Annotated in this window: 17 protein-coding genes; 13 read left to right on the top strand and 4 right to left on the bottom strand. The window is 45.9% G+C overall.

Annotated elements, in window-relative coordinates:
• Positions 1-91 precede the first annotated feature (91 nt).
• From A9237_RS17805 to tdh, 9 genes are all read left to right on the top strand, one after another.
• Positions 92-775, top strand: coding sequence for a spondin domain-containing protein (locus A9237_RS17805; RefSeq protein WP_005384002.1), 684 nt, complete (start codon positions 92-94; stop codon positions 773-775).
• A gap of 9 nt (positions 776-784) precedes the next feature.
• Positions 785-1,480, top strand: a complete 696-nt coding sequence (locus A9237_RS17810) for a spondin domain-containing protein (RefSeq protein ID WP_005383999.1) — start codon at positions 785-787, stop codon at positions 1,478-1,480.
• Positions 1,481-1,626: 146 nt separating this feature from the next.
• Positions 1,627-2,358, top strand: coding sequence for a response regulator transcription factor (locus tag A9237_RS17815; protein ID WP_078608872.1), 732 nt, complete (start codon positions 1,627-1,629; stop codon positions 2,356-2,358).
• A 116-nt stretch (positions 2,359-2,474) separates the two neighbouring features.
• Positions 2,475-3,848, top strand: coding sequence for a sensor histidine kinase (locus A9237_RS17820; RefSeq protein ID WP_038895926.1), 1,374 nt, complete (start codon positions 2,475-2,477; stop codon positions 3,846-3,848).
• 607 nt (positions 3,849-4,455) lie between these two features.
• Positions 4,456-5,856 (top strand): aminotransferase class V-fold PLP-dependent enzyme, encoded by a 1,401-nt coding sequence (locus A9237_RS17825; protein ID WP_020195783.1) that lies wholly within the window; start codon positions 4,456-4,458, stop codon positions 5,854-5,856.
• A gap of 61 nt (positions 5,857-5,917) precedes the next feature.
• On the top strand, positions 5,918-6,850 hold the full coding sequence (locus A9237_RS17830) for a transporter substrate-binding domain-containing protein (RefSeq protein WP_038895929.1): 933 nt from the start codon (positions 5,918-5,920) through the stop codon (positions 6,848-6,850).
• Positions 6,847-9,174, top strand: a complete 2,328-nt coding sequence (locus A9237_RS17835) for a putative bifunctional diguanylate cyclase/phosphodiesterase (protein WP_078608874.1) — start codon at positions 6,847-6,849, stop codon at positions 9,172-9,174. The genes A9237_RS17830 and A9237_RS17835 overlap by 4 nt, the downstream gene beginning before the upstream one ends.
• 212 nt (positions 9,175-9,386) lie before the next feature.
• A complete protein-coding gene (locus tag A9237_RS17840; RefSeq protein WP_078608876.1) occupies positions 9,387-10,580 on the top strand; it encodes a glycine C-acetyltransferase in 1,194 nt (397 codons plus the stop codon).
• Between the two features lie 203 nt (positions 10,581-10,783).
• Positions 10,784-11,815, top strand: coding sequence for an L-threonine 3-dehydrogenase (gene tdh, locus A9237_RS17845; protein ID WP_005383983.1), 1,032 nt, complete (start codon positions 10,784-10,786; stop codon positions 11,813-11,815).
• 145 nt (positions 11,816-11,960) lie between these two features.
• Here tdh and A9237_RS17850 read toward each other — a convergent pair whose 3' ends face one another.
• Positions 11,961-12,941: a cytotoxin gene (locus tag A9237_RS17850; protein WP_078608878.1), complete on the bottom strand. Its 981-nt coding sequence runs from the start codon at positions 12,939-12,941 to the stop codon at positions 11,961-11,963.
• A gap of 503 nt (positions 12,942-13,444) precedes the next feature.
• Here A9237_RS17850 and A9237_RS17855 point away from each other — a divergent pair.
• Positions 13,445-14,164 carry a carbonic anhydrase gene (locus A9237_RS17855; RefSeq protein ID WP_078608880.1) on the top strand — a complete coding sequence of 240 codons (720 nt, stop codon included), beginning with the start codon at positions 13,445-13,447 and terminating at the stop codon, positions 14,162-14,164.
• Between the two features lie 66 nt (positions 14,165-14,230).
• Here the strand turns inward: A9237_RS17855 and A9237_RS17860 are convergent, their stop codons facing one another.
• Positions 14,231-15,334 carry a mechanosensitive ion channel family protein gene (locus tag A9237_RS17860; protein ID WP_039988581.1) on the bottom strand — a complete coding sequence of 368 codons (1,104 nt, stop codon included), beginning with the start codon at positions 15,332-15,334 and terminating at the stop codon, positions 14,231-14,233.
• Positions 15,335-15,683: 349 nt separating this feature from the next.
• On the opposite strand from A9237_RS17860, the gene A9237_RS17865 reads away from it, so the two are divergent.
• Both A9237_RS17865 and A9237_RS17870 read left to right on the top strand, forming a co-directional pair.
• Positions 15,684-16,031 (top strand): helix-turn-helix domain-containing protein, encoded by a 348-nt coding sequence (locus A9237_RS17865; RefSeq protein ID WP_005439037.1) that lies wholly within the window; start codon positions 15,684-15,686, stop codon positions 16,029-16,031.
• A gap of 92 nt (positions 16,032-16,123) precedes the next feature.
• Positions 16,124-17,179: a glycosyltransferase family 9 protein gene (locus A9237_RS17870; RefSeq protein WP_078608882.1), complete on the top strand. Its 1,056-nt coding sequence runs from the start codon at positions 16,124-16,126 to the stop codon at positions 17,177-17,179.
• A gap of 74 nt (positions 17,180-17,253) precedes the next feature.
• On the opposite strand, the gene lldD is transcribed toward A9237_RS17870, so the two are convergent.
• Both lldD and A9237_RS17880 read right to left on the bottom strand, forming a co-directional pair.
• Complete coding sequence (lldD, locus tag A9237_RS17875; RefSeq protein ID WP_005439035.1) at positions 17,254-18,393, bottom strand: FMN-dependent L-lactate dehydrogenase LldD; 1,140 nt, start codon at positions 18,391-18,393, stop codon at positions 17,254-17,256.
• Positions 18,394-18,683: 290 nt separating this feature from the next.
• On the bottom strand, positions 18,684-20,375 hold the full coding sequence (locus A9237_RS17880) for an L-lactate permease (protein WP_020197864.1): 1,692 nt from the start codon (positions 20,373-20,375) through the stop codon (positions 18,684-18,686).
• 156 nt (positions 20,376-20,531) lie between these two features.
• Here A9237_RS17880 and A9237_RS17885 point away from each other — a divergent pair, with 156 nt between their 5' ends.
• Positions 20,532-21,431: a LysR family transcriptional regulator gene (locus tag A9237_RS17885; protein WP_005439033.1), complete on the top strand. Its 900-nt coding sequence runs from the start codon at positions 20,532-20,534 to the stop codon at positions 21,429-21,431.
• Positions 21,432-21,483: the final 52 nt, after the last annotated feature.

Below are 21,483 nucleotides of genomic sequence, written 5' to 3' on the forward strand. Positions count from 1 at the left end.
TAATGCTTAACCTACTCAAGTCACGAACAAAGAAGTAAAGCCGTACACATGGGCTTGGGTAGTTCAACCCTCATTAAAGGATGGAATCACAATGAAAAAACGTACCCAACTCGGACTCGTCATGACTTCAGTCGCTATGGCACTAGGCTCTGCATCAGTGAATGCGGCGGAATTGGAAATCACCGTGACAAACGCAACCAAAGGCATCTACTTTACGCCACTTATTGTTGCTGCACATGGCTCTGATCTTCAAATGTTCAGAACGGGTCAAGCAGCAACGCCAGAACTAGAAGCAATGGCAGAAGGTGGTGATATCTCTGGGCTTGCTAGTGTGATTGGTAACGCTGGTGGTGCGGTGGTTGAGAACCCTGCTGGTGGCATTTTGAACCCAGGTGTTGCAACCACCTTCACCTTGGATAGTGGCGACCACGGTTATCTTTCTCTGAGCGCGATGTTGCTGCCAACCAATGACGGTTTCGTCGGTCTGGATAGTTGGAAGATTCCAACGGAAGCGGGTACATACCGAGCAACGCTAAGAAGTTACGATGCCGGTACAGAAGCGAACGATGAACTTGCGTCTAGCATGCCAAACCCACCTTTCATTACCTTTGGTACTGGCGGCACAGGCGTTGAAGCAACGGTAACTAACGACAAAGTTCACGTGCATCCGGGTAACCTTGGTGATAGCGATCCAACCGGCGGCATCAGTGACCTAGACAGCAGCAGCCATCGTTGGTTAAACCCAGTTGCAACCATCACAATCGTTGTGAAGTAAGGGGGATGTATGAAATACAGAATCTTACTAGTAGCAGCTTCAGTCGGCTTGCTCGCCGGTTGCCCAAGCGATGATGATAATGACGTAGTGAAATCGTACCGCTACACCGTCAACGTGGCGAACTTGACTGCGAATCAACCTATGTCTCCGCTCGCGGTACTCACTCACAATGGTGACTACCAACTGTTTGAAATTGGCCAAGCGGCATCTGTTGAACTCGAGCATCTTGCCGAAGGCGGCAGTAACGCAGAGCTGATTGAATTGATGAACAGCAATGACAGTGTTTACCAAGGTATTTCGGGTAATGGATTGGTGTTGCCGGGGGCATCGGACGAAGTCACCATCACGGTTGATCCTAGTCGTTACGGTTACTTGTCTGTGGCGTCTATGTTTGTGAATACCAATGATGCCTTTGTTGGCGAAACGGGGCTATCGCTCAAATCGCTCGCTGTGGGTGAAAGCTACGAAATGAGCATGAACGTTTGGGATTCTGGCACGGAACTGAATGATGAACTTGCTGCAACCATTCCGGGCCCAGCAGGTGGCGGTGAAGGTTTCAATGCCGCTCGTAATGATAGCAATGACGTTGTTGCATTCCATGCGGGGGTAGTTAGCCAAGATGATGGATTAGCAAACTCAGCACTTTCTGCGAACCATCGTTTCCTGAACCCAGGTGCGAAAGTCACCATCACTCGAGTCGAGTAACACAGGCTCCGATGACGTCTCCTTTCCAAAGCGCTTGTAGCCGAGTGCTTTATCCCTCATGGCGTCATCGGAACCTTTTTTGAAAGAATTTCTAATTTGTTCCGGTCATGTGCAAAGTGAGGATACTCGAAGGCAAGGAAAGGACCATGGAACAACAGGCAATCAATTTAGTCGCGAACATCTTGTTGGTGGAAGATGACGATGATTTGGCAGAACTGGTTCAGATGCATCTCAAGTTTCAAGGACACCAAGTGTCGCGAGCCACAAATGTCGCCGATGCTAAAGCGCAATATCAGCAACAACCCTTTGATTTATTGATCCTTGACCGAGGTTTACCAGATGGTGATGGCCTAGACATCTGCCATTATTTGCGTCAGCAACAAGATTGGAGCCCAGTGCTCATGCTGACAGCCAGAGACGGTGAAATGGACAAGGTAGACGGCTTAGAAGCGGGCGTTGATGACTACATCACCAAGCCATTTAGCGTATTAGAATTCCAAGCACGAGTGCGAAACGTGCTACGCAGAGTCAGCCAAACCGCAGAAGTCAAAGTAGCAAATGAAGTCCTCGATGATGCGATGGATTTTGGTCCGCTGAGAATCATTCCGGAGTTGCACCAAGTATCCCTAAACGACAAAGACGTCGCTCTTACCGCGACAGAGTTTACTTTGCTGCAGTTTCTCGCGACTCGTCCGGGCAGAGTCTACAGTAAAGATGAATTGCTCGATCACGTTTGGAACACCAGTCATTCTGGTTATCACCATACGGTGTGTAGCACCATTAACCGTTTACGCAGCAAGCTGTCGTTGTCTGACTCTGATCATCACTTCATTCAAACCGTGTGGGGTGTTGGATATAAGTTTCAGCCAAGACTCTAATGCAAGAAAGTAAGTCAAAACATCAAGCCAAGACAGTAAGTCGGCAGTTGTTTTCACCGTCATTTTTCAATCATCACGGGTGTTGCAAAAGCACCGCTGTTTAAGGAGGCGATAGGATGAGCTTCAAATCTCGCTTGGTAGTATTTACTAGCTTGTGGTTCTGCCTCGCGGCGGTGGTGATTGCACTGACTTACAATTGGCAAAAAGAAACCATTGAGTTACGCACCAAGCAAAGCTTGCATAAAGAGCTAGCCAGCCACATGCGTGATGATAACCCGCTGATGATCGGGACGGATTACAACCCTAAAGCGCTCAAGTCGATTTTTCACACGCTCATGCTGATCGGCCCTGATTTTGAAATCTACTTCCTCGATAGCCAAGGCAACATTACCACTCACGCAGCGCCGGAAGGGGCGGAGATCATGGGGAAGGTGGATCTCAATCCCATTAAGCAATTCTTAAATGACCAGCCTTTTCCTATTTTGGGTGAAGACCCACGTAATCGTGGTGAACACAAAGTCTTTTCTGTCGCGGCGATAGAGGAATTAGGCTCTACGGTCGGTTATCTCTACGTGGTGATTGGCAGTACCCGACATGACGCCATTGCCAATGCTCAAGTCGACACCCCTTACATCGCGCTGGCAGGATTGGTCTTAGTGTCCATTTTAGGCTTTGCTCTTGGAGCTTATGTGCTGGTCAAACGTAGTCTGTTGAACCCGATTGAGCGTGTGACCAAACAACTACAACAGCAAGCTGAACATGATTTCCGCCTGCAACCTGATTTCACTCACCAAGTGCCGGAGCTCGTGCCGATTGCGAACTCTTATCAGATGATGGCGAAGCATATTCAGCAGCAGTTTTTACAGTTGGAGTATCAATCGTCTCATCGTCGTCAAAGTCTGTTGCAGCTCAGTCACGATTTAAAAACGCCGTTATCGAGCGTGCTGGGCTATTTGGAAACGTGGCGTTTGCAACATCCGGAATCCGATCCTTTGATTGACGTTGCTTTCCGAAATTGTGAGAAGCTCTCAACTCAATTGCATTCTTTGTTAGACGCCGCGCGCAAAGAAGCTCCAATGCCAAACTACGAGTACCGCCCCGTAGATCTTGGCGCGTTGATGGCAGAATGTGCTGAAACGATGCAGAGCCAGTTTTCTCGTAAAGAAGTGGTGTTGAAAGTGGATATCGATAGTGAAATCCAAACCGTGGGTGATAAAGGACTCTTAGAGCGGTTGGTATTGAACCTGCTTGAAAATGCATTGCGCCACAGCCCAATCGGCTCAGAAGTGCATTGCCAAGCGCATTTGAGTGAAGATAAGTCGCGTATCCACTTTACCTTCGTCAATCACATCGAGGAAGAAGCGGAGGGCGGTTCTTTGGGGATCGGGACGAAGATTGTCCAATCGATCTTAATGCTTCACCACAGCTACCTTGAGACCAATGCAACATCCTCTCAGTATCAACAGAAGTTCACTCTTAGAGCGGTGTGAGCGCTTTCTCACCGCCTCTAGGTTGTTACTCTGATTTCCTAGTTCCAACTCTTATCACACACAAAGCAAGCGCCTATCTATCGGGCGCTTTTTGTTTGTCTCATACAACTGGTATTTCTCTTAAGTTACACACTCAATGTACCTGCTCAAAAACAGAATCGGCTAATCATACTCATTAAACATTAATTTCATCTCGAATAATTCATCCAATCCGTTATTTAATCGGTGAACAAATAACATGTGCGAATAAAACGTATTCTGTTACATATTTAACGTGCTAGATTGCAATATTAACCTTGTTGTCTAATTTGTGATGAAAATATTACAAACATAGTTTTTCTCTTTTAGTGGAGATTATAAATTGATTTGTGATTTATATTAGCAATAAGTGTTTTAGTGAATATTTTAATATGTGTTTGGTTGTCTATTTGTAGGTGTGGGAATTGTTGCTTATATCATCAGATAGAATGAAAAAGTGGAACTAAAGTCACTTAATTGCAGCGGAAAAATCTAAACTATAGACCTATTAGGTAATAATGGTTTAGTAACAGATAGTTACGGATTCATAATTAATAATATGGCTAAACTTCCGACAAGGATCGAAAAGATGAGCGACAAGGAATCTATTCAGACTAATCGCAGCCGCCGCAATTTTTTAAAAGGTGCAACTGGTGCAGTTGTGGCTGGCGTCAGTGCTTCAGCGTTTTCTGGTGCTGTTCAAGCAAAGGAACCGAATATCGACTGGAGCCGTCTAGGTAAAAAGAACGATAAACGCTTTTGGCGTAAAGTTCAAAAGCAGTTCGTATTGGATAAACGAACGACTTACATGAACATCGGTACGACAGGTTCGATGCCAAAACATGTTCTTGAAGGATACGAAGACAACAACAAAATCGTTGCTAAGTACCCATGGGATATGAAAGACAAGTTTGGCGCTTGGCCTCATGTTTCTGAAATGGTGACGCAAGTAGCGCCGGGCTTTGGTGCTAACCCAGATGAAATCATTCTAAGCCGCAACACTACTGATGGCCTATGTTCTATTATCAATGGCCTTCATTTTGAACCGGGCGATGTCATCCTAACAACTCACCACGAACACGTTGCTGCCACTTCTCCAATGAATGTAGCAAAACACCGCTTCGGTGTGGATGTGGTCGAAATTCAACTTCCTGTTTTCACTGGTACTGAAGACGTTTCTGAACAAGATTACATTCAAGCGTTCCGCGAAGCGATTGAAGCCCACCACAACGTTCGTCTTATCGTTTTCTCGCACATTACCTACAAAACAGGTACTACACTTCCAGCCAAAGAAATCTGTTCTCTTGCAAAACAACACGGTATCCCAACCTTAGTTGATGGTGCGCACACTGTTGGTATGTTCGATTTAGACTTCCACGATATGGATTGTGATTTCTATGCAGGATCTGGTCATAAGTGGCAGTGTGGTCCTGGCGCGACAGGTATCTTGTATGTACGTGATAACGGCAACCGTTTGAATGAGTACTGGAGCGATCGCGAGAATCCACTATGGTTGATCAACTCTTCTCTTTCTCACGCTGATTACCTAGGCAAGCAATTGCAAATGCAATACATTGGTAATGACAACTACCCAGCAAAACAAGCACTTGCTGATAGCTGTAAGATGTGGGACGAGATTGGTCGTGACCGTATTCAAGAGCGCGTTCTTGAACTAAGTGACCTATGCAAAACGCTGCTTAATGAAGCGTTACCACATGCTCAAATGTACTCGCCAAATGTGGAAGGCTTAACCAGCGGCCTAACGACGTTCAACCCATTTAGCGATGTGACGGATGAAGAACGACTCACCTTGTTCCGCGACCGTCTGCGTGAAGACTATGGCTACATCATCCGTACGACAAGCTTCAAGCTGTACAAAGATGATGCATATGAAACACAAGCACTGCGCATCTCAACGCATCTATTCCACGATGAGAAAGACGTAGAAGGGCTTGTTGAAGCCATCACGGATCTTTACTACTCGTTCTAACGTTGTTGAACTTTCAAAGCGCCCTTTATTGGGCGCTTTGTGGAAGAGAGGGATATTCACCATGTCAGTGAAAACAATCAAACGAACCATGACGGCACTTACCGTTGCTCTTGCTTCAATCATGTCGACTTCTGTCTCGGCAGGCGATCTGCAAGACATCAAAGACAGTGGCGTGCTGCGTCATATCGGTGTGCCTTATGCCAACTTCGTTTCTTACATTGATCAAGGGGAAATGCAAACACTGACAGGTCTCGATGTCGATATCATCAAAGGGTTTGCTCAATCTCTCGGCGTGCGTTACCAATACGTACCAGCGCAGTGGAATAATGTGGTTGGTAAACTGACAGGTCAGCAAGTCGAATACAAAGATGCGCAGCTGGTTGTGGGTGAGAAGATGCCGGTTGAAGGCGACCTGATCGCTAACGGTGTCACTATTTTGGATTGGCGTGCTCAAATCGTCGATTTCTCAGATGACTACTTTCCATCTGCAGTGTGGCTGGTGGCTCGTACCGATTCTACTCTTACGCCAATCACGCCGACTGGCTCGGTGGAGCGCGACATCACCAAAGTAAAAGCTTTGATTAACGGACGTGAAGTTCTAGCGATGGAGCACTCATGCCTAGACCCAAATCTTTACAACTTGTATGACACGGGGGCTAAGGTGATTTTGCCTGATGGCCAGCGCCGTTTGAACGAAATGGTTCCTGCTATCATGAAGAACGATGCAGAGAGTACGCTGCTAGATGTGGCAGATACACTGATTGCATTAGAAAAATGGCCAGGTGAAATCAAAGTCATTGGCCCAGTCTCTGAAAATCAAAAAATGGCGGTTGCCTTCCGTAAGGATTCTCCTGAATTAAAAGCCGCGTTTAACCAATATTTGAATTCAATTAAGCAAGATGGGACGTACCAAGCCTTGGTCGAGAAATATTACCCATCTATTTACTATTTCTATAATGACTACTTCTTAGAAGATAGTAAGAAAGATATATGAGAAAGTCTGTAAAAAAAATATCAAGCCAGAAGATCATTACCATCAGTGCGATTTTGGTATCGCTCTACTTGGCGATGCTTATTACTGTGACGAGTTTAGGTCAAAATAAATTAAAAGATTCACAACACCGAGAACTCGGCCTAAAGGTGAAAAGTTACGCAGGTACGCTTGATAATTTATTTACGCTTGCCAGCGAAGATATAGACCATCTATCCACCGATAAAACGGTGCAGACCTTTTTTGCTAACCTCGCTTCTGGCATGTCGATGGAATACGGTTTGGGTGCGAGTTTAATTAATTTGAAACGCAAGCTGCAAGAAAAGTCCGAAACGAAAATCGTCAACAACCAAATCATCTACAAGAAGCTGACTCTGATTGGCCTAGATGGCTCAACAATCGTCACAACCGGTGCGAAAACAGACCATCGCATCGACACCTCGCGATTACTGCAAAACCACAAAAATACCGAAGAGATACGAGCCGTTCGTGATGACGGCAGAGTGTTAATCCAAGTGGTCAAGCAAGTGATGTTCTCAGGCAAACCGGTTGGTTACTTGATTGCAGACATCAACAAGCAAGTGGTGATTTCTCAACTCACCAATCAGGAGCATGAAGACAGCTACAGTCGCATGGTGCTGAAGATCAATGACGTTGAAATGGAAGTTTGGGATTCGATCAGCCGCAAACTGGAACAAGAAAACGTTACGGGCCCAGAGGCGCTTTCTCAAGAGCTTAAACAGAAGATTTACTTCGAAGTGCCAATTGAACGTCATCATTTTGAGTTGATGGCGTGGTTTGAATCGCTCAGTGAACGCGACATCTACACCTCGCGCGTATTCATTACTGGATTGAGCATCCTTGCTATCTTGATTGTGTTTGGTCTCTTGTATGCGTTTAGCCTAAATAACACGCGTGTTGAGCTTAAGATCAAACTGGAAGAAGAGAAAAAGCGTAAAGACTTCCTGTCTCAGCAAAACCAGCGATTAACCAGTGAAATCGAGCGCCGTAAATCATCAGAGATGGAGTTGGCTTACCAAGCAAAACATGACTCTCTGACCGGGTTGCCAAACCGAGTATATGGCTCAGAACGTTTGGAGCTGGAACTGTCACGCGCTGAGCGAATGGGGGCCAACGTGTTGGTTATGTTCATTGACCTTGACCACTTCAAACAAATCAATGATTCAATGGGTCACTTTGTCGGTGATGAAGTCTTGAAGCTGGCAGCAGAACGCTTGCACAACGCAGTACGCAAGACTGACTTACTCGCGCGTATTGGTGGCGATGAGTTCCTCTTGGTCATCCCAGATTTGCAAGATGCCGACAGCGCAAAACGTTTTGCAACAACTGTCCTGTCTGTGTTCAATGAACCGTTCGTTTGGCAAAACCATGAATTCTTCCTATCGGCGAGTGTTGGTATGTCGGTGTTCCCAGAGGATGGCGACAACGCAGAGCAACTACTGGCGTGTGCAGACATGGCGATGTACCGCGTGAAGCAAGACGGTCGTGATGCGTTCTGCTTCTATGACCACAACATGAACCAAGATTTGCAGCGCTTCTTAGATTTAGAGAGTCGTCTGCGTCATGCTATTGCGCACGATTTATTAGAGCTCTACTACCAACCTATTATTGACTTGAACAGCGGTACGATTGTCGGCGCTGAAGCTTTGATGCGTTGGAACGATGAGAAGTTTGGTTTCGTCAATCCAGAAGAGTTTATCTCGATTGCCGAGAAGAACGGTTTGATTCATCAGCTAGGGGACTTTGCGATTCGCCAAGCGTGTCATCAAGCTGCCCAATGGCAGACCCTTGCACCTCTGTTCGTGTCAGTAAACTTCTCTAGTGTGCAGTTTAGATACTGTGATCAACTCTTAGAACAAATTAAGCAGCATCTTGAAGAGTCGGGATTACCTGCTGAGATGTTTGATGTAGAAGTCACGGAAAGCTTGCTCTTCAACCACAGTAACGAACTGATGGGGATGTTAGACAGCTTACGAGCATTGGGCGCGAAGCTCACCATTGATGATTTCGGTACTGGTTATTCCGCATTAAGTTACTTGCAGAAGTTCCCATTTGATCGCCTTAAGATCGACCGCAGCTTCTTGCAGAACATGTTTGAAAATGAGTCCGACCGTGAACTTGTGAACGTGATTATTGCGATGGCGAAAGCGCTGAATCTGAAGATCGTCGCAGAAGGCATCGAAGAACAGCGTCATGTGGATTACCTGAAAAACCTAAACTGTGAGTTCGGACAAGGTTTCCACTATAGCCGACCATTACCTGCTAAGGACTTTGAAGCACTTTTAGCTAAGCCGACTTGGCTATAACTCCTTTCATTACAACCTCATAGAAAAGCATTAACTGGATTCGTGCCTTGGATTCATTAATGCTTTTCCACCTTGAGGGATAATCGTTTTTCCTTCCTTGAATTACACTACACTTAATTGATAAGTAAGTGCCTGTGACCCCCGTCACATAAAGGCTCAACCTAATTCTAATCGAGTGAAAACTCGACAAAATAAACAGGAAGGAATTGCGAATGTCTTCTGCATTTTACCAACAGATTGAACAGCAAATTGAAGAAGTGAAGGCGGAAGGCCTTTACAAGGCAGAGCGTATCATCACGTCTCAACAGCAAGCGGCTGTTAAAATCTCTACTGGTGAAGAAGTACTAAACTTCTGTGCGAACAACTACCTTGGTCTTGCTAACCACCCAGCACTTATCGAAGCGGGTAAAGCAGGCATGGACGAGCACGGCTTTGGTATGGCTTCAGTACGTTTCATCTGTGGTACTCAAGACATCCACAAAGAGCTTGAGCAGAAGCTTTCTAAGTTCCTAGGTAAAGAAGACACGATTCTTTACACATCATGTTTCGACGCAAACGCGGGCTTATTTGAAACTATTCTAGGTAAAGAAGACGCAATTATCTCTGACGCACTAAACCACGCGTCAATCATCGACGGTGTTCGTCTATGTAAAGCGATGCGTTTCCGTTACTCAAACAACAACATGGAAGAGCTAGAGCAACAACTGAACGCTGCGAAAGAAGCAGGCGCTCGCCACATTCTTATCGTAACGGACGGCGTGTTCTCAATGGACGGCGTAGTGGCAAACCTACCAGCTATCTGTGACCTAGCAGAGAAGTACGGCGCATTGACTATGGTTGATGACTCTCACGCTGTTGGCTTCATGGGTAAAACAGGTGCAGGTACGCACGAGCACCACAACGTGGTTGACCGTATCGACATCATCACTGGTACGCTAGGTAAAGCAATGGGCGGAGCTTCAGGCGGTTACACATCTGGTAAAGCAGAAGTGATTGACTGGCTACGTCAGCGTTCTCGTCCATACCTATTCTCTAACTCTGTTGCACCAGCAATCGTAAGCGCTTCTATCCGCGTTCTAGACCTACTAGAAGAGAGCGGTGACCTACGTGACCGTCTATGGGAAAACGCAGCACACTTCCGTACTCGTATGGAAGACGCTGGTTTCACAATGGGTGGTGCTGACCACGCAATCATTCCAATCATGCTTGGTGACGCAAAAGTAGCAGCAGAATTCGCAGAGCGCGCTCTAGAGAAAGGCATCTACGTAATTGGCTTCTCATTCCCTGTTGTACCAAAAGGTCAAGCGCGTATCCGTACTCAAATGTCTGCGGCGCACTCTCGTGAGCAACTAGACCGTGCAATCGACGCGTTCATCCAAGTTGGTAAGGACATGGGCATCATCTAAGTTTCGTTTCACCTTCCTAGCCTCCTCCTAAAACATAGGAGAGGGATTAGATGGAAAGGAGAAAGAGCTTACGTTTAAAGATAAAAAGGCTTTCCCAACTCTTCTGAGTCGGCTCATGGGCAAAGCCTTTATTTCTTCCTTAAACGCATTAGATGAAAGAATTTTTTGTCACGCATAGAGCGGGGCAATGTTTGGTGAATACTATGAAAATTAAAGCATTATCAAAGCTAAAGCCTGAAGAAGGCATCTGGATGACTGAGGTTGATAAACCTGAAGTTGGCCATAACGACATTCTGATCAAAATTAAGAAAACCGCTATCTGTGGTACAGACGTACATATCTACAACTGGGACGAATGGTCACAAAAGACAATTCCAGTACCGATGGTTGTTGGCCACGAATACGTGGGTGAAGTGGTTGCGATTGGTCAGGAAGTTCGTGGCTTTGAAATCGGTGACCGCGTATCTGGCGAAGGTCACATCACGTGTGGTCACTGTCGTAACTGTCGTGGCGGTCGTACTCACCTATGTCGTAACACAATTGGTGTGGGCGTTAACCGTGAAGGTGCATTCGCAGAATACCTAGTGATTCCAGCGTTCAATGCGTTCAAGATCCCTGAAGGCATCTCTGACGATCTAGCGTCTATCTTTGACCCGTTTGGTAACGCAGTACACACTGCGCTTTCTTTCGACCTAGTAGGCGAAGACGTGCTTATCACAGGTGCTGGCCCAATCGGTATCATGGCTGCTGCAGTCGCGAAACACGTTGGTGCTCGCCACGTAGTGATCACAGACGTGAACGAATACCGTCTAGAACTTGCTCGTAAGATGGGCGTAACGCGCGCAGTAAACGTTGCTGAAGAGAAGCTAGAAGACGTAATGGCTGAGCTAGGTATGACAGAAGGCTTCGACGTAGGTCTAGAAATGTCTGGTAACCCAGCTGCATTCAACTCAATGCTAACCACGATGAACCACGGTGGTCGTATTGCACTACTAGGTATTCCACCATCAGACATGGGCATCGACTGGAACCAAGTTATCTTCAAAGGCTTGGTGATCAAAGGTATCTACGGCCGTGAAATGTTCGAAACTTGGTACAAGATGGCTTCACTGATCCAGTCTGGTTTGGATCTATCACCAATCATCACGCACCACTACAAGATTGATGACTTCCAAGAAGGCTTCGACGTAATGCGCAGCGGTATGTCAGGAAAGGTTATTCTTGATTGGGAATAAGGTCGCGATAAAGCAGCCTAAAACCTCTTGATATCAAATTAATAAAAACGCCCTAAGTGAACCTTAGGGCGTTTTTTGTTTTTAATGACTGACTATTTTATTGGATTGCGCTCATTTACAACTCAAACTCATTATTACTTCAACGTTAGCGTTTTATTACTATGGTTCCCGTCTCAACCACACGAGACTCCTTCGACGCCATGACTTTTGCCGTGTGCTTTTCTGATGAGAAAAGAGTTTTAGCTGATGTCGTAGGTTGGCTGATAGAAGGAGCATGCTCTTGCTTCTGGTAATGAATTTCCCAATTTCGAGTTTGGGTGTTGTAGCGCATAAAGGCAAAGCCCGTAATATTCTTAATCGTGGTGCTGCCTTTTTGGTAAAAACCATAATCACGGAAACTCATATAGTTGATTAATCCGTTACTGTGGTCTTTCACGTCATTGTATTGCTTATCTTCTTTGCCACCTTCCACATGGTAAACCCTGATTAAATCATCGCTCCAGTCATCCACAACAAAAGAGCAGCCGCTGAAGTTGGGCGTGAAAACATATAAATGGTCGCGATGAGGATCAGGGTGTTTAGGTATATCGAGATACTTGCCTTGTGCGACCCAGTAGGCCATCTGTGATGTATTTTTATCGGGTTGTTCGCCTGCATATGTATCGACAACTTGAAGTGCACCTACCGTGCCATGAGCATGTTTGTATTGCATGCCGCTAAATACAAGCTCACCACTCTCTTTAACTTCCTTTTGAGTCGCAGGATTGAGTGATGACATCTGAAGAGCGACAACCTCTGCACTAACAGGCTGATTGGCAAAAATAGAACCGAGCAGGTCGGATGGCAATACACGTTTTCCTATCGCATCGTTCATTGCCATTCTTGATGTGGGCATCGGTGACAGGATAGCGTCAGGCACCTCACGCTCTTCGCCCACGTGAATATGGTTTTTCTGTTCTTCTTCTTTGCGGTCGGCGACGACTTTATCTCGGTTATCATTCCAGCGCTTATAGTCACTTGAGGAGTAAGTTAACTCATTCCTGCGTTCTTGCTGTTGTCGTGCTGCTCGTTGCGCTGTGGTTTCTTGTGCTTCTTCTGTATTAGCAGGCGCTGATTGATATCGCATAGTCGGCATTCCAATAAAAATAAATAAAAGAATACCTATGATTTTCAATATTTCATGAGGTGACTGTTTAAATAGTGATTTTTACTAACAGAAAGCTCAGAACGAAATTGTATTTTAAATTCGGCTGTGTGTTTAAGTTTGTTGTGGCTAAATAAAAACCACTTATAAAATTCAATAGATGACTGCTAAGAACTTATTTATTTGCAATGGTTATTAAAGTGTGCCTTTATAATATTCAAGGTTATTGTTTTAACAGTCAGCTTAGCCAATAACCTCCCCGTTATTGCTGCAATATTTTTGTACTGAACTGATTCTCTATGGTTTCTAATTGTCGACTTATCAATTACATAAAATGTGGAGATCATTTCCAAATTTAGCAGGTAAACATAGATTGCATAGCGCGAGCTAATCCATTTTCTTCATTCCTTTGTTAATACTGCATGCGTGAACATACGCATAAGAAAGTGTTCATTACTTAACCATAGATACAAAAGGAAATGAAAATGAGAAAGTCACTGACAGCACTTGGTTTAGCATTGGTATTTGCAGGCTCAGCAAACGCGGCAAACTGGGGCTATGAAGGTGAACACGGCCCGGAAAATTGGGGTGAGTTCGCTTCTGAATGTGCGAAAGGTCAAAACCAAAGTCCAATCAATATCGAATCAGCGACCGAAGCCAAGCTAGAAAAACTGGATTTCGATTACGAAGGTAAGGCAATTTCACTGCTGAATAACGGCCACACTTTACAGACCAGTCTAGAAGGCAAAAACACGCTCACTATTGATGGTAAAGAGTTTACGTTAAAACAGTTCCACTTCCATACGCCATCTGAAAACCATGTAGATGGTAAAGAATACCCACTGGAAGCACACTTTGTGCATGCCGACAAAGTTGGCCATCTGGCGGTTGTCGCTGTCTTCTTTAAACTGGGTGACGCGAACCCAGATCTAGCTAAGCTGCTCGCTAACATCCCAACTAAAGATCAAGATGTTGCCATCAAGGTTCCATTTGATGCTGACGCGCTAATCCCAAGTGACAAAGATTACTACCGTTTCAATGGTTCTCTAACCACGCCACCGTGTTCTGAAGGTGTTCGCTGGTTGGTGATCAAAGAGACACAAACCATTTCCCCAGAGCAGGTGAAAGAGTTTGCGAAAGCGATGGGGCAAAACAACCGTCCAATCCAACCGCTTAACGCTCGAATGATTCTAGCGCAGCAATAATGGTTGAAGTGACCAGTCATAAAAAAGCCCGCTGATTTAGCGGGCTTTGTGTTTGGTATTTTGAAATTAGAAACCACTGTCGTCTTGCGCTTGAGCTTTCGCCATTTGAATCGGGTCAAGCTTGAGTGTTTGCGTAGGGAACGCAATATCCGCTTCGTGCTTCTTAATGATCGCCATGACCTGCAAAAGCACATCTTGCTTCACTTCGTGGTAGCGAACCCAGTTCACTGTTTTGGTGAAGGTATAGATAAAGAAGTTCAGTGAAGATGCACCAAACGCATCGAAGTTGACGATAAGTGTCTGGCGCGTATCGATGTCTTTGTGGTTCTTCAGCATTTCGCGCACTTCATCAATGATTACTGGTACTTTGTCTGCATCGTCGTAGCGCAGGCCAATTGTCTCAAAGATTCGGCGGTTCAACATGCGAGACGGGTTTTCGACCACGATGTTGCTAAATACTGAGTTAGGCACATAGATAGGTCGCTTATCGAAGGTACGAATGCTGGTCATGCGCCATCCAATACGTTCCACCGTTCCTTCTATTTGACGGTCTGGAGAGCGGATCCAATCGCCAACTTTAAACGGACGATCGAAGTAAATCATCAAACCACCAAAGAAGTTTGATAGAAGATCTTTGGCTGCCAAACCGACAATCAAACCACCGACACCACCAAAGGTCAGTAAACCAGAAAGGCTGAGACCAAATGCCTGCATAACGGTCAATACGCCGATGACGATAAAGAACAGGCGAGCGACTTTCGCGACGGCTTGTACGGTTGTCTCGTCACGAGTTTTTTGCTCAAGCACGTAGTCTTCGACGTTGGTGATAAGACGCATCACAATCCAAACTAGGATGCTGATAACAAGAATGAGTTTAAGAGTGCTGAGCCAGTTGAACTCGTTCCCCAACTCACTTTGCAGAACAATGCCTAAAGATACCGTCGCAGGCCAACACCAGATTAAGGTGCTGACGGGGGTTTTGAGTGCTTCTAATAAAAGGTCATCCCAATGAAAGGGGGTTTTCTCGACCAAAATGGCTAATCGAGAATGCAATACGCGCCACGCAATCCAAGCAAAAAAGCTCGCAATCGTAATGAACAGTACGCTGCTGCTCCAGTCTTGATGATGGGCCATGATGTAAGTTTGAAGTTCTGTAAACCACTGTGGCATAAGTAAAGTTTCATTTTTTGGAACAATGAGTGAAAGGTAGCAGAGTTTGAGTTTTCGCCCTAGCAAAATGATGTGATTCGAATAATCCGTTCTTGTCTTCTTATAACTGTTATTAAGGAGATGAGTGTTTAGTGTGATGTTAATGATTAATGTGTAAATACAAGATAATGATACGTATGGTGAAATGTAAAGTTTGTGCTGTTCAACCTACATGGTGTGATGAAACTCGAACTTTGAAAGATAAGCGCTATCATTCGAACCATCAATTGTAGGTTCTTTGACTCATCGCTAACATTTATCAAGCTCAAATATGAGACTTTAGTGTCACTTTGACATACGGAGATAAACCATGGAATTCACAGAGCTAGATAGAAATGCGCTCTACGACATTTGGATGTCGCAAAAAGCAAAAATGCACCTCACCCAAATGGAGATGGCAAAGCGCCTAGGCTTAAGCTTGCATGAGTTCTCTGCTTTGTTACGTGGGAATGCTCCGCTAACACTTGGCTTCGTGAAGCAACTTTGCGAACAATTGCATGTTCGTCCAGGTCAAGTGATTCCATCTATGAGCAAACGCGATATTTCTTCTTCGGGCTCCGTGTACCTGCAAAACCGTATCACTGTAGATGGTGAAATCCGTAATGTCTTCATTGAAGGCAACCAAGTTGTGATCGAGTACGAACACACGGTGAACTAACCGATTCCATCCGTGTATTTTTTGTCGTAGACAATTTATTCACATCTCTACTGATAAAACTAGCAGCCATGATGTCCCTTTGAATGAAAGGAATGGCTGTGAAGACTTTTCTCCGTAATTTCGATAAACAACGTCGTCGTTTGACGCACCAACTTGAGCCTAAACTTGCAGGTTGGTTGAATGACGACTCTCTCACTGTTCACGACCCAATGCCCCACGATCAGGTGAAACGTATTTTGATCGTGAGAAACAACAGTCGTATCGGAAATATGTACTTCCTGCTTCCGTTTGTTCATCAGGTTCTGCGCTTATACTCCAATGCGAAAGTTGATCTATTGTTGAATTCGCCTTGGCAAGGTGAAGTCTTCAAGAATCTTGGCATCAATCAGATTCATTACTCCAACTTGTCATTCAAATCGCCAGATAAAGCACTTGCGACCATCCGTCTGTTAAAGCAAGAGAAATATGACTTGTTGTTTGCACCGACGGCGGGCGCGTGTGACACTTTTCTTTCCGCTGTTATTCCCGCGAAGAACAAGATCGCTTTTAAGAAAGTGAAAACAGAGCAAGTATTTACTCACTCCTCGGTCACCGATTCGCCTTTTCGTCACGGTGCCTACAAGCCACTTTCTATCCTTGAAGCGATGGGACATGAGCTTGATAGCGCCTTGGACCATCATATTGTGTTTGATTCAAAAGAGCTTTCCTCTGGTATTCAGCAAGCACGTAAATTACGCGAAGAAGGCAAGCCAACATTTGCTTTCTTCCGTGGTGCGCGAGGCAAGAAAAAGCTCAGTGATCATGCTTGGTTAACCATTCTGGCTGAATTTGAACGCAAGCAAGGACAGAGTGTGAATTGGGTAGAGGTATTAAGCCCAGATATCCAGCAGCCACTATTAAAAGACTCCCGCACTATGGCATGCAAGGACCTGCGTCAATTGGGTGCAACGTTGCGTTATCTTGATGGCTTTCTTTGCTGTGATACGGGGCCGCTGCATTTAGCGGATGCCGCAGGTGCGACTTGCTTTGGTTTTTATACAGAGACGTGCCCACAGCGATTCGGATTGATGGGAGAGAAATGCCATGCGATTCGATTGTTTCTTTCGGAGGAACAAGCCGAGTTTGAGCCTGTGTTAAGAATGGCGTAACGCCGGATGAAATGAAAAAGTGACAGCACCATAGGCTGTCACTTTGTGTATGAACATGGTTTAGGGCGATTTGCCTAAGGAATCTTCACCAAAGAATCACGCGATAGGTCAGAGATGGTTTTCGCTCCTGTAAGCGTCATTGCTACGCGCATTTCCTTGTCGTAAAGGTCAAGCAAGTTCTCTACGCCTGCACCGCCTTGCGCTGCGAGTGCGTATACAAAAGAGCGACCAAGTAGCGTACAGTCTGCGCCAAGTGCCAGCATACGCACGACGTCCAAACCAGTACGAATGCCTGAATCGACGAAAATCTTCAGGTCACCTTTTACGGCATCTGCAATACTTGGCAGCGCTTTTGCTGTTGAAAGTACGCCATCAAGCTGACGACCACCGTGGTTCGATACCACGATACCATCGGCACCGAAGCGAACCGCGTCTTTGGCATCTTCTTCATCCAAAATACCTTTGATGACCATTGGACCATCCCAAAAGTCTCGAATCCACTCTAGATCTTTCCAAGAGATTGAAGGATCGAAGTTTGCGCCTAACCAGCCAATGTAGTCTTCCAACTTGGTTGGCTCGCCACGGTAAGTCGAGATATTGCCTAAGTCGTGAGGTTTACCTAATACACCGACATCCAACGCCCAACTTGGGTGACGCATTGCTTGGAATACACGGCGCATTGCGGCATTAGGGCCACTCATACCAGAGTGCATGTCACGGTAACGCGCTCCCGGAACTGGCATATCTACTGTGAAAACCAGCGTTGTTACACCAGCGGCTTTCGCGCGCTCAAGTACGTTCTTCATAAAGCCACGGTCTTTTAGAACATACAGCTGGAACCACATTGGGCGTTCAATCGCAGGTGCCACTTCTTCAATTGGACACACGGATACGGTCGACATGGTGAAAGGAATGCCTTTCTTTTCTGCCGCTTTTGCTGCTTGAACCTCACCACGTCGCGCGTACATGCCGGTCAGGCCAACAGGCGCCAGAGCGATTGGCATTGCCAACTTCTCACCGAAGATTTCTGTTTCTAGGCTTAGATCGCTCATGTCACGCAGAACACGTTGTCGCAGTGCAACGTCACCTAAGTCATCGGTGTTGCGCTTTAATGTGCGCTCGTCGTATGAACCGCCATCAATGTAATGGAAAAGGAATGGAGGCAGCTTGGCTTTCGCAGCAGCGCGGTAATCTGTAGAAGCAGAGATAATCATATTCGTGTGTCCTGGCTGTTATTCTAAGATTGCGTCCTGAGTCAATGAGCACCTGCTCTGTCAGTGTTTCACTGACTGCCATCCTTTCGGCAGTCGACATCAGAATAGAGTATAGATAAGTGATTGAGCTGTGAGACATTCCATACACGGAACAATCAATTATCTGCACTGAAAAAGACTGGCACATCGGTCGGGGGATTGATGCAGCAAGCCACACCAAAAGTGTCGGGGTAGTAGTGCTGACCGCTGTGCCAGAGAAAGTGCAGGGCGGGGGAGACCCTGCGTAAGTGTTACTTCATTAAGGCGTCTGTTAGTTGGAATCCGTAAATCAGAATCAGACCGATGATGCCTGTGACCACCAAGTAGTAGAACGTTGGGATAACCGTCTTGCGCAGCGTTGCACCTTCTCGTCCTAGCAGGCCAACCGTTGCAGAGGCTGCCACAACGTTGTGGATGGCAATCATGTTACCGGCAGCAGCGCCAACCGCTTGAAGAGCAACCACAATGGCACTTGAGATAGTCAGAGTCTGCGCTACTTCGAACTGGAACTGGCTGAACATCATGTTCGACACGGTATTAGAGCCGGCGATGAATGCACCAAGGGCACCAACAGTAGCACTCAACGCCGGGAATGCTGAGCCAACGAGGTCTGCTGCAAAGTTCGCCGTCGTTACAGGCATACTTGCTAGCTCGGCGCCGTTGACACCTGAGTTAATAAAGATACGAACCATAGGGATGGTGAACACGAGAACGAAACCTGCACCGACTAGTGTCTTGCTTGATTCGCCAAACGCTTTGCCTAGTGACTTAGCGCCACCACCTTGCAGAAGAACCGCAAGTAACGCAACGAAGACTAAGATGCCACCCGGAAGGTAAAGAGGTTGAATCGCTGTGCTGATGCCTGTTTCACCAAGAATATTACCAAATGATAGGCTTACACTCTTAAGCAGACCTTTGAACTCAGGGCTTACACGGCTTGCCACTAGGATAACCGCTAGCATCACGTATGGTGCCCAAGCTTTGGTTAGGCTCATTGGTTTGCCTGGGTTGTCATCAAGATTGATCTTTAGAGAACCTAGCCATTCTGCTGGCCATTTATCTTCGCTTTCGAAGTCCCATTTGGTTTTTGGTACGAGGAAACCTTTCTTCGCCGCAGTAACTACAATCGCCAGACCAACTAGACCACCGATTAATGACGGGAACTCAGCACCTAGGAACACACCTGTTAGTGCGTAAGGCACGGTAAAGGCAACACCTGCGAACAGCGCGAAAGGTAGAATGTCTAGACCTTCGCTCCAGCTCTTATTCTTACCGAAGAAGCGCGTCAGCATCATTGCCATGAGTACAGGAATGAGAGTACCAACCGTTGCGTGAATCATTGCTACGCTTGCGGTGATTTGCTGTAGGTACGCGTCCCATGTTGATCCATGAGCAACCAGTGCTTCGCCGATGTTGTGCGTATCTAAACCTTTGTTCACACCTACGATGATTGGTGTCCCAACCGCACCAAAAGATACTGGCGTAGATTGGATCATCATACCCATCAGTACCGCTGCAAGTGCAGGGAAGCCAATGGCGACCAATAGAGGAGCGGCGATAGCAGCAGGCGTACCGAAGCCCGATGCGCCCTCAATGAATGAGCCGAAACACCAAGCGATGATGATGGCTTGAACGCGACGGTCGGCTGAAATATCAGTAAACCCATTGCGAATAGTGGTGATCGCGCCAGTGTGTTTTAAAGTGTTGAGCAAGAAGATGGCACCAAACACGATCCATAGAACAGAGACTGTAATACCTAATCCTTGGAAGACAGACGCCAGTACGCGAGTAGCTGACATATCCCAAAACATTAGGGCGATAGCGACGGTTAGACCGAACGCAACAGGCATGGCTTTTTTAGCAGGCCAGTTGAGACCAACCAATAATATGGCGGCGACAACAATTGGCGAAAACGCCACAAGGGCAAGTAGGGTTTCACTCATTGGTACATCCTCGTACGCTGACTTCTCGAACGGCTTTATGCTGTAGAGATGATTTTTGTTGTAATGGTTTTGTTAATTTGGCGTGAATTTACCCCTTTATTTTTTATAGATATAGGGAAATAATGAAATTAATTTATTCCAAAAGTGACATAATCGATGCGTGCAGATGACCTAATCCTGTTCTCACAGGTAGTAGAAATGGGCAGCTTTAGTAAGGTGGCGGAAGAAAATAACCTTACAAATTCGGTAGTTAGTAAGAGAATTGCTCGGCTAGAAGAAGAAATCGGCGCTCAGCTATTATATCGAACAACGCGTAAATTGACCCTGACCGAAGCGGGAAAGGTTTTGTTACACAGTGCTAAAAATGTGAAGCAAGCCACTCAGGAGGCTATGGATGCAGTTTCAGGCTTTGGTGAGAATGTCAGCGGTCATATCAAAATGTCGGTGCCGACTATCTCGGGTGATTTGATTTTGGCAGACGCCGTTGCCGAGTTTTGTAATATGCATCCAGGCCTCACCGTCGATATGTCGCTTGATAATCGCTTTGTTGACTTGGTTGCTGGAGGCTTTGACTTGGTAATTCGAACTGGCTATCTAGAAGATTCCAGCCTGATTGCCCGTCATATTCTCGATTCACAATGGGTGGTTTGTGCGTCGCCTTCTTACATCGCCAAGAATGGCAAACCAATTGAGCCTATCGATTTAACCACACACAACTGTCTGCAATACGCTTATCAAACTACTGGGGCGACCGACTGGCAGTTTAAAGGCAAAGATGGCGATTACATCGTCAGAGTCTCGGGTTGTTTCTCGACAGATAACGCTACGGCCTTACGCAAGGCAGCTTTGGGTGGGCATGGTATCGCCTACGTACCGCGTTGTTTGGTCTATCACGATATTCGTAGTGGTGAGTTGGTGGATATTTTCCCTGAGTTAGTAGGTAAAAAGCTTGGCATCTATGCGGTTTACCCTTTTACTCGTCAGCCGCCGAATAAAGTGAAGCTCTTGATTGAACACATCCGAGAGCGATACCTCACTATCTCGCATTACTTTTAATTGGTTCATAAATATAAGAAATGTTTCAATCTATTGGTTGAAATTCGGTGTT

The organism is Vibrio owensii (genome assembly GCF_002021755.1).
GTDB lineage: Bacteria > Pseudomonadota > Gammaproteobacteria > Enterobacterales > Vibrionaceae > Vibrio > Vibrio owensii.